Annotated in this window: 6 protein-coding genes; 2 read left to right on the top strand and 4 right to left on the bottom strand. The window is 52.9% G+C overall.

Annotated elements, in window-relative coordinates; translation table 11 throughout:
• Positions 1 to 357: 357 nt before the first annotated feature.
• The 4 genes from GGR95_RS15305 to GGR95_RS15290 form a co-directional block, all read right to left on the bottom strand.
• Positions 358 to 1,893 carry an AMP-binding protein gene (locus GGR95_RS15305; RefSeq protein WP_184567401.1) on the bottom strand — a complete coding sequence of 512 codons (1,536 nt, stop codon included), beginning with the start codon at positions 1,891 to 1,893 and terminating at the stop codon, positions 358 to 360.
• 260 nt (positions 1,894 to 2,153) lie between these two features.
• Positions 2,154 to 5,273 (bottom strand): Hint domain-containing protein, encoded by a 3,120-nt coding sequence (locus tag GGR95_RS19060; protein WP_184567399.1) that lies wholly within the window; start codon positions 5,271 to 5,273, stop codon positions 2,154 to 2,156.
• Between the two features lie 423 nt (positions 5,274 to 5,696).
• Complete coding sequence (locus GGR95_RS15295; RefSeq protein ID WP_184567397.1) at positions 5,697 to 6,794, bottom strand: ParB/RepB/Spo0J family partition protein; 1,098 nt, start codon at positions 6,792 to 6,794, stop codon at positions 5,697 to 5,699.
• The gene (locus GGR95_RS15290) at positions 6,794 to 8,188 is read right to left on the bottom strand and encodes an AAA family ATPase (RefSeq protein WP_184567395.1); all 1,395 of its coding nucleotides are present in this window, start codon (positions 8,186 to 8,188) and stop codon (positions 6,794 to 6,796) included. Before GGR95_RS15290 ends, GGR95_RS15295 begins: the two co-directional genes overlap by 1 nt.
• A 523-nt stretch (positions 8,189 to 8,711) precedes the next feature.
• Between GGR95_RS15290 and GGR95_RS15285 the strand changes: the two genes are divergently transcribed.
• Together GGR95_RS15285 and GGR95_RS15280 are read left to right on the top strand one after the other, a co-directional pair.
• On the top strand, positions 8,712 to 9,908 hold the full coding sequence (locus GGR95_RS15285) for a replication initiation protein (RefSeq protein ID WP_184567393.1): 1,197 nt from the start codon (positions 8,712 to 8,714) through the stop codon (positions 9,906 to 9,908).
• 134 nt (positions 9,909 to 10,042) lie between these two features.
• The gene (locus tag GGR95_RS15280; protein WP_184567391.1) at positions 10,043 to 10,924 is read left to right on the top strand and encodes an MBL fold metallo-hydrolase; all 882 of its coding nucleotides are present in this window, start codon (positions 10,043 to 10,045) and stop codon (positions 10,922 to 10,924) included.

Below are 10,924 nucleotides of genomic sequence, written 5' to 3'. Positions count from 1 at the left end.
AACCCGTCCGCTGCCCCGTAGCTCATTGCTGCGCTTCGGTAGAGGCGTTCTAGGGTTTACTCAACAATCCCGCAACCCGATTCCGACATAAAAACGTATTTTTTTCAAAGCCGGGAAAAGGTCGTTTTATTACAATGGCTTATTGACACACTTCGTAGGAGATCCGGAGGCACAGGCGTTACTTACTCTCAGTTCCCCATCAACTCATACCGCTCCAGACACAGCTTATCGCAGGTTATCCCCAGACTTATCCAGAGATCACTCCTCTGGGGTCCGAATCCACGCCGAATCTCATGCCGTTCGCAGAATCAGGTTTGGCCTACATACCCATGAAGGTGGATATATGAGCTCCCCACCTCAAATCTTACGTCCTGCGTTCTCCCAATAAGGTTCGCGGAGCCTTTGTTTGAATATCTTGCCACTGTCTTCTCTTGGTAACGTCCCGTGAAAATCAACGACACGTGGCTGTTTGAAACGGGCCAGTTTACCGTCAAGAAAATCCATCACATCTTTTACCTGCGCCGATGCCCCCTCGGACAACTCTACCGCAGCGACAATCTGTTCGCCAAATTCAGGATGTGGCGCACCAAAGACTGCGACGTCACGGATAAAGGGCGCACGCATTAACACTGCTTCGATCTCGGCGGGAAAGATATTTGCGCCACCAGAAATGATCATGTCCTTCTTGCGGTCTGTAATGAACAAAAACCCGTCTTCATCAAGCCAGCCCAGATCCCCGACGGAAACATGACCTTGTTTTTCCGCCGCCTTGCGACTGTCTGGATCATTAGAATAGTCGAACCCGCCAAATGCATCCATGCGTGCATGAATTTCACCGACTTCTCCAGTGGGCATTGCGTTGCCCTGCTCATCGAGGATCAACACTGTTCCCCCCATTTGCATCCGACCTGCGGTTCCCGGGCGGGCCAATGCTTCCTCAGACGAGACCATCGTCATGAAGCCAATTTCGGTTGCGCCATAGCTCTCCCAGAACACCGGCCCCCACCAGTTGATCATCGCGACTTTCAAATCATGCGGCCACGGGGACCCTGTTGAAACGCAAAACTCAACCGACGACAGGTCATACCGTGATCGAACCTCTTCAGGCAGCTTCAGCAAACGGCTCATCATGGTTGGGACAAGATAGATGTGTGTTATCTTCTGATCCTGAATGGTGGCGAGAAACCCCTCGGGGTCAAACTTGGGTGCGACAATGACGGACACGCCATGCGTCACGAGCGCAGCACTGGTCAACGTAGAGGGGGCTGAATGATAAATAGGGGCAGCAGTAAAGAACCGTGAGCCGGTTTTGAGCTGAAGCATTTCCGTACCGACACGCTTCAGTACATCTTCAAAATCGCGGCGCTCACCTGTGCTGGTCCGCCGCACTCCCTTCGGGTGCCCCGTAGACCCCGACGTATAGCGCATCAACGGGCGCATCATTTCGCGGTGTTCGATCGCTTGATGGCTCTGGACCAAATTCTCCCACTCGGGAAGATCGGGGTCACTGGCCGCAGCCGCGCTACTAATGGCATAAGCCGCACAGAGTTCGGGACCAGGCGAAACGGCAATAACCGAACGGCCCTTCAACGCAGGACGCAAGCCAGCAATCAGATCGCGATGAATGATGACATGTTGCGCACCGCTGTCGTCGCAGATCGCTGCGACCTCATCTACTTCGCCATGCCAGTTCAACGCGACAAGAACTGTCCCTGCAAGTGCGGCGGCACGCATCACTTCCAACTGGGCCACATCATTGCGCATAATGATCGCGACGGGCACATCAACACCAGCGCCCATAGCAGCAAGGGCCCCTGCCCCCTTGGCCGCCCGTGCTTCAAGCGCATCCCGTAAAATGGCCTGATCATAATCCGCAACAATTGCCTCTGACATATAGGATCTCCCTTAATTCGTGCTTTGATGTGCTGAAGCCCGTCACCCAACACAGAGTTAACGGCCAGCCCCAAAGCTCTCCCACGCGTGAAGCTAAAGGCTGTGCTTCAAATACGCACGTAAAATATCAGGGATTTTCAAGAATTTGCTTCGAACAGAAAAACCGGATTGTGGGCCCGATATGAGCCGACCCATTCAACGGGTAACGCCTAGCTGGCGCAGATCGTATGAAGCTCACAGGCTATTGGCAACATTCCGGCCTATGACTCTTTGAGTGAACGATTGAGGATCGCGAATTCATGCCGTTTGAGGGACATGCGGGCAGCAGGTAGAAAAGCATCCTGCTCCAACTCAGGAAAAAGCGCCAGCAGTTCGGTTGCTTGCGCGTCTTCCATCTCACTAAACATTTGCGGCCCTAGCTGAAAGCTCTCGGTCCATGCGCCATTCCCCAAGATCACCTCATGCTCATCCAGCATCAGATGAATATAGCTGACTTCCTTGGGGCGTATCCGAATAATGTCATGGTCATTCACAAGATGAATCGCGGCAGCCAACACTTCGCGCTCTCCAAATAACATTTCGGACTGCCAACTGGAGATCAACATACGGTGCTGTGGCGAAACCGTCATGTCGCGTTCGGGCAGGCCATTGCCCAATGCGCCCGCCCGAATAAGAATGGGGTTAAAATTGGGGCGCAGTGCAAGGTCTTGGGTTGTCAGATCACGTCGGCCTAACCAACGAATAGGCTGATACCCCTTGTCGCGGGTTAAAACCTTGTCACCCACCGTCAAGTCCTCAACGGGGGTTTCGCCTTGTTTCGTTGCAATCAACGTCCCTGGCGTAAAGCAGGGGATAACTTTCTCGATGTTCTTAAATTCAAACGTGCCAACAACAGCGCCGGAGCCATCCAGCACGGCAACAGTGCCTGCTTCGCTATCAGTAGGGTTATAGATGACATTGGTCATCGCCGGCCCGCCGAGATTGCTCAGGTTTAGGGTATCACGGTCATCGCCCCCCTCGCCGCCGTCAATGACATCGCCGACATCACCGTAAAACACATCACGGCCATCGCCGCCCGAAAGGGTATCTGCCCCGTCACCGCCCGCAAGCGTATCATTTCCATCCCCGCCAAACACAAGGTCATCGCCATCGCCTGCGAAGATATCATCATCACCCGCATAGCCATAAATCGTGTCATTTACCCCATCAACACCGTCAATTTCGTCACCTTGGGCATCCGTATAACCCGCACTCATGGTGTCGTCAGCGGAGGTACCATCAACGGTATTCAAAACAGGGATACCGATTGCCGCCAATTGTGCTGGCGTTGCCAGAGCAGAAGGAGACACCCCGACCAGCGTCACGCTCTCGCCATTCGGGAATGTCAGGATTGCGTCGCCCGTACCATCACCGCTTGTATCGGTTACAACAACGTCCTGCGCGCTTATCGGATCCCCGCCCACATTGGTCAGTCCTGACACATCAAGCAGATCATGCCCTGCAAATGTGCCATCACCGTTTGCGGTTGGCCCCTCAAACCCTGTGATGGTATCCGCCCCATCACCATCGACCAAAATTACGGTGTCCGCGACGCCATCCGCCGCGCCAATATCAAAAACATCATCGCCAGCGCCGCCAGCAACAGTATCCGCGCCCGCACCAGTCGATACATTATCCGCAGAGGATGATCCGATAACCCTGTCATCGCCCGTCCCCAAAGAGATGCTCTCGATTTCCGAAAATGTGACGGAGGAAGCAGCGGATGCACCCGCCATCAGAGTACCACTTTCGGGATCAGACGGGACGCCCGCGCTTAGATCAAGCGTGATGTCATCCGTAACCGCGCTTGCATCTAACGTATCGCCGGAAACCTCGGATGTTTCACCGCCAATAACCGTGTCATAGCCAAAACCGTTTTCGTAGAAGAAAGTATCATCACCGCCGCCGCCATCAATGGTATCGCGCCCACTGCCCCCCGTCAGCTGGTCGTCGCCCTCACCGCCAGACATTGAGTCGTTGTCCGCATCGCCGAACATCGTGTCATTGCCGAGGCCTGCACGCATCAGATCGTTGCCATCCCCACCGTATGCTAGAAACTTGAGCGTTGCGTCCCCTGCATCCAGAAAATCGTTTCCCGCATCCAGATGAATGATGCCTTCGTTATCATAAGCAATATCACCCGAGGCAGGCACGCCGATGTAGACAAGGTCATTGCCGTCACCACCGTAAATCAGGTCGCTTCCCTGACTACCTGCCAGAACATCATCTCCCGCGCCGCCATAAAGCGTATCAATGCCAATAGACCCGATAAGAGTATCGTTGCCGTCACCGCCATAAATCAGATCAGCGCCATCGCGCCCGAACACGTGATCATCACCGTCACCGCCATAAATGGTGTCGTCACCATACAGACCTTCAAGGTCATCGTTCCCTGCCCCACCATAAAGCAGGTCATTCCCGTGGCCCCCTAAAATACTGTCATTGCCGTCGTCCCCGTAAAGGGAATCATCGCCCGATCCCCCATAGAGGAAATCGTCACCATCGCCGCCACGCAGTTCATCATTTCCACCCGGTCCGGCAACAGAATCTCCACGCACCAAATAGTCGGAATCAGTCTCTACATCGCCGTATAGAGTATCACTCCCAATCCCGCCAATGATGGTATCGTTCCCTGCGCCGGCAACGACCAAATCATCCCCTGCCCCCGCATGAATGACGTCATCATCCGAGCCATCCAACGCATCCCCCGCGTCAACACGGTCACCATCGGGGTCAAGAAGATACAAATCGTCAATGACATCATCACCGCCAGTACCATCAATAACATAGTCCAGCGCGGCACGCTCAAGGGACATATTTCCAATTCCAAACGAACCACTGGATGAGTGACTTTCGCCATTTGAAAAGACGAATTGTATCTGGGACACGGGGCCGGCAATTGTCACCGAAACACTATCTGCGGCACCACTGGTTTGGGTGCCACTATCGAAGGACCCATCACCATTCAAGTCGTTCCCATTGGACGAATGGTAAGGATCGGCGAGCAAATCACCAAAGCTGACGGTCTGGATGTTACCCTGTGCATCGGTGACCAAAACAGTGAGCTTATCATCCCAAGCCAGCGCTTCAGCGTCGATATTGTAAACCTCAAAACTGAAGTTTGAAACAGGTGCGTCAAAGGTCAGGGTGCTTGTTACCGGGGATTCCAAGCCAGCGACCCACAACCCATCTGCGGGCGGTACTCCCGTCGAGGTCGCGGTTGCAGTATCACCGTCTGCATTTGTCGTTGTCGCGATCGTAAGCCCGATATTATCTGTTGGTGAGGTTAAGACATACGAGCCATTGGCCGCAATATTTTCCCAATTCAGAGTAAACGCCATCTGTGCACCTGACCAATCATAGCAGTGAGGACACATCGGGCACCCTCAATCCACTAAAGAGGGCTATAGGTTGAGTGTGGCTAGAATTTGTTCAAAACTTGGTACTATCGATGGGCGGTTGTATTCCGCCCATCGATTTAAATTTTTATTATTAATTTACATATAGTTAGAAGGATTTCTAGCAGATCAGGCCGTCCAAGGCCCTATATAACTAGATAGACCACACGCATCACTCGGCACAATCCTGTCGTTTTCAAACACAGCCCCTTAGCGGGAATCAGCGAGGTTGAAAGAAGTCATTGCACATCCGATCGCCGCAACATGACAGCCCTCCCCCCATTTAGTGTAGAGGAAGGGCCAGCCTTGCGCTTAAATTGCCGAGTGTGCGCTTTGCTTAACAGGCTAGGGTTTCGCGGCGAAACCTCAGCGCCTCTCCAAAATCTCTTTCGCTTCCTCGATAAAGGCATCCACAAAGTTGGCATCCAGCACGGCACCCTCCAACCGAATTACAAACCCGCTGGCATCTTGGGACTTTTGCAAAACAATGCCATTAGACAAATGCACTTCAGTCATACTTTTATCAACCGGCGCGGCACGTTTGGTTTTTGGACGCCCACCTTTGGACGCATCGACCACCGCTTGCGCCTCATGTGCATCCAAGACCTCGCGTATTAGCTGCCACTCATCACCGGCAGTCCCCCCCTGCCCTGCTTCTAATGCAGCGCGAACTTCACCCTGTCCGCCTGTTCGCAACACCGCCGACAGCCGCAAGCCATCTCGTTCTTTCAGCGCTTCTGGGAAACTCAGCAGATCCCCCAGCTCTTCAAAGATCACGGAGAACGACCGGATTTTACTCCGCTTTGCTTTTGACGCGACTGGGAACAACCCGTTCACCGCCTCAGCAACCGAGCCAAAAGCGCCTTGCTGGGCAGCAATGACCGCAATTCTACCTCGCTCAAAATGGCTTAAGTTTGCTCTAACTTCATTTTCTTCAACCATCGCAGCAAAGGCACCGCCCATCACATCGGGAGCACGCAAGATCGCCTTGATTACACTCGGCGCTTTGCCTTCGGCCACCAACATTTGAACCGCACGCAAGCGACGGTACCCAGACAGCAATCCATAACGCGGCCCATCAATACCCGGCTGCGCAAGATCAAAAATCTCGATCGGCAACCGCAGCCCGTTACTTCCGATGGAAGACTTCAGCTCCTCCATTTCGGCAGCATCAAGTAACGTACGATCTCGGACCATCGCTTCTGGGTCGATCTCGGCCAGCGGGACCTCCATCAACAACAGGCCGTCGGCTTTGGCGTCTCGCAGGACCTGCGCATCGGCCTTATCTTTGGCACGCTCGGCTCGCACCGCTGAAGTTTCGGGTGTCGACGACTGCGCAGCATCGGCTGCTATCTGACTGATGGGCGCGCCCAGCGGACGGGCCGGGGTTTCGCGGCGAAACTCATCTTCAATCCGTGCCATGTCATCCAGACTGGGCGTTTCTAACTTCCTGCGCTTTGCCATCAGACCTGCTCCTCATCGCTAGGTGTTGCTAATTGTTGATCACGCCACCACGATCCTAAAATTACTGTCTTGATCTCTGCCCACGTCTGATCAAAGGTTTCACGCCCCCGAACATAAGTATCACGATTGAAGTCGCGGTAGTCCGCTTCATAAATCCCATTAACCTGCTCCCCCGCCTGACCAACCATTGCGGTCATCTCTTGACGGTAGGTTGCCATGAAGTCACCGAAATACGCTTGAATGACATTCGCCAAATCGGTTTGCTGGCTGGCATCAAATCGCGTCACCAGTGCCCTGACGGCATCCCACTCAAACTTCATCTCTGGCAGGTTATCCCTGCGACGCGCCGAGTTTTCACCATCTTCAATACTGGCAAATGTAGAATACAACATGTCAAAAAACCGCCCCGTAGAGTCGAATTCAAGAAATGATGCACCCAACGGAACAACAAGAATATCGGACGCCGCGAGCGCGTTGATGGTCAGATACCCTAGAGCAGGGGGCGTATCTAAGATGACAATATCATAGTCATCCAAAATCTTTTCGCCTTCCAGCGCATTCGTCAACGCATCCCAGAGCGGCCAACTTCTGAGCTGCATTCGCCAAACTGGAACCTGAAATTCAGCCCAGTAGAGATTGAGTTGTGCGCCAATCAGATCAATGTTTGGCCAATGGGTCGACTGAATGAGGTTTCGCGGCGAAACCTCCAAGCTTTCCGTCAGGGTTTCATCCAATGGGATTTCGGCAGTGCCTGCCGCGCGCCGCACCTCATTCTCGGCTTGTACGTGACGGGCATAGTCCTTTGCCAGCAAGGGAAAGGCCGTTGACCATTCATCAGGGACAACTCCACCCATAATTGAGGTCATGGAACCCTGGCTATCAAGGTCGATCACCAATACTTTATACCCGTCAAGCGCTGCCGACATTGCGAGATGTGCAGCCGTTGATGTTTTCCCCACGCCTCCCTTGAAGTTAGCGACAGCAATAACCTTGGCAGGCAAGCCTTCGGGCCGCCAAGATTTATATTCCCTGCTGGCTGCACCTTCTGCCGCAAAATGTTCGCGGAGAGCTAGGACTTCATCCAGAGTAAACCAACGAGAATTCCCTTCACCCACGCCTTGCGGTAACTCTGGGTTCGCTTTGAGCACACGCAAGAGATGTGCGGGCGCTACGTTAAGTAGATAGCGACAGACCTCCCAAGTGGAAAACTTGCGTAGTCTCTTTCGGCCATCGGGCGCATAGCCACGTTTGGCAAGGTCATCTCGGCCTCGTGCAGCAAATGCAGCTGCCTTGGCAAACCGAGCTGTGTCTATCGGTTCGGAAAGCGTCTTTGCTGCCTTCTCGGGGTCAATGTTGAAATACGCGGGCGGTGTGCTTTTAGGTGTGCTTGCCATGTTACCTCTGCGATGTATGTGTTTTTATATGATGTCCGCTAATCTTTCGCACATCATTGACCGTATGTGAATTAATAAACGGTGAGTATGGGCTATATCATAGTCTAAATATGAAAAAGACGCACATATATGTTGTATTATCTTTCAGTACTTTAAAGACTTTGCGACTTAAAAGGTGATACAAATCAATGGCTTGTTATTTCTTTGGGGCCTGTTTACAGGGTCAAAGGGGGCCAGTTACGGGACTAAAGGCACCCGATTACAGGACTAAAGGGTCCGATTCGCGGGTGAAAGGGTCTCTAGCCACGGTATTGCTCTATTTAGAGACTATGTTTGTGGGGTAAGTGGCTTTTTGTTGTAGCCCTTTACCGTAGATTGGTCCCTTTGACCCTGTCGCCGCGTTGAAGTACGTCCCGTATAGAGGTGCCTTTTGGATAGTTGCGTTGAGGCACCTTTGCAGTCATTGTATGTGCAACGCAAGAGGTGGCGAATCGAACGCTGCCCGTGACCCGGGGTGGTAGTGATGCAGGACGTGCAAAGCAGGAAAACAGGCGAAATAGATAAAGCCTCTTTAACCGGATCGCTCAGGCGTGATGCAGTTAAAAAACATGTCGCGGCCATTCATGTGTCCGGCAAGCTCACGCTGTTGCAAAGGAAGCTGTCGAATGTGCTGCTGCTTAATGCATACGATACGCTGACCAGCCAGCAAACTCATGCAATCGACGCGCGGACGCTGTGTCTGATGATTGGCTACAACTCAAATGACATGGCTACGTTGAAGCAATCCTTGCGGGGGTTGGCGGAAACCGTTGCGGAATGGGATATGCTGGATGCCAGCGGGCAGCAGGAGTGGGGGGTGTCCAGCCTGCTCAGTTTTGCGACGCTCAAGCAGGGGGTCTGTGAATATGGCTATTCTCCTGCCTTAGCGTCCAAGCTACATGACCCCAAAGTGTTTGCCTTGATTAATCTCAATATCCAACGGCGTTTCACCAGTGGGCACGCCTTGGCGCTCTATGAAAACTGCTACCGCTTTGTGCGCACGGGCAGTACGGGCTGGTGGTCACTTGATTTGTTTCGGCGGCTGATGGGGGTCGCGGACAGTAGTTATTACGAAGTCTACAAACACTTGAATGCAAAGATCATCAAACCAGCGGTCGCCGAGGTTAACAAAACGTCGAACATCGTTGTGCGTCCTGAAATTCGCAAACGCGGCAGGTCGGTGACCGATATCCGGTTTTTGATCGAGGAAAACCCACAGTTGTCGATTATGAATATTGATGACGGGGCAGGGGCCCGTAATACGGTTGTCTATGCTCGGTTGCGTGATTTGGGCGTTAATGACCGGCTTGCCCGACAATGGCTGACGGAGCACGGTGAGGAATATGTCCTCGCTAAGTTGGCGTATGTGGCAGGGCAGGGGGCGGTCCAAAATCCGGTGGGGTACCTCACGGCAGCGCTGCGTGAGGGGTTTGAAACCGCAAGTGCTCCGGCAGCAACAATGACACCGGTTCAACAGCTACGTGCCAACCGACTGGGCCAGATCCGCGATTTGGTCGCATCGCGCACCCCGACACAACGGGACGCAGACAGGCGCGCCTTTGCAAGCCGGATCAAAGATGCGGCAGCGCGCGATGATTTTGAACGGCACGGCTGGATGTCAGCCCTAAATGCACAAGACATTTGGCACTTCTGGCAAGAGTTGTCGCCTGATCTTATATAGGTAGTCACTATACTCAGACTAAAGGCGGTGTTTTTGACATATCGGGCCAAGGGTTAAACCAGTTGCGGTGGGTATTGTTACTGTCGCCCATGATAACATAGCGTGCTTAAACTCAATTCAATCGAGGTGCCAAAATGACCTATCCAATAGACATGACGCTGCGACCTGATGTTTCAGCCCATTTTGATGAGGCCACGAACACCATAACATATATTGTCAAAGATCCGGCAAGTGACCATTGTGCGATCATTGATAGTGTTATGGATATCGATTACGCCGCTGGCCGGATCACATATGCTGCGGCGGATCGTTTGATAGACGAGATCAAGGCGCGTAGTCTGACGCTGGATTGGATCATCGAGACTCATGTTCATGCCGACCACTTGAGTGCGGCGCCCTACATCCAATCTAAAATTGGCGGGAAAATTGGCGTTGGAGAAAAGATCATCGCCATTCAGGAAACTTTCGGCAAAATTTTCAACGAAGGCACAGAGTTCCAACGTGACGGATCGCAGTTTGATGCGCTCTTCAAAGACGGCGAGACCTATATGATCGGCGACATGCAGGCATTTGCAATGTATACGCCCGGACATACACCTGCGTGTATGGTTCACGTCATTGGTAACGCCAGTTTCGCTGGAGATACTTTGTTTATGCCCGATGGCGGCTCCGCGCGTGCGGATTTTCCGGGGGGGGATGCCGGCGAACTCTATGACAGCATAATGAAGGTGTTGGCCTTGCCCGATGAAATGCGGCTGTTCATGTGCCATGATTACGGCCCTAACGGTCGGGCAATCCAGTGGGAAACCACTGTAGCAGCCCAAAAGGCAGATAATATTCATGTTGGCGGTGGCAAAACCCGAGATGAATTTATTAAATTCCGTACCGAGCGGGATGCACAGTTGGCGATGCCAAAGCTGATCATTCCCTCGTTACAAGTGAACATGCGGGCTGGCACTGTGCCCACAGACCAAAATGGAAATCCCGTTTTGAAAATTCCAGTTAACGCGATTTAA

Origin of the sequence: Sulfitobacter undariae (assembly GCF_014196805.1) — a bacterium.
Classification (GTDB): domain Bacteria; phylum Pseudomonadota; class Alphaproteobacteria; order Rhodobacterales; family Rhodobacteraceae; genus Sulfitobacter; species Sulfitobacter undariae.
The sequence above is the reverse complement of the archived record's forward strand: the minus strand, read 5'-3'. Positions and strand labels throughout refer to the sequence as shown.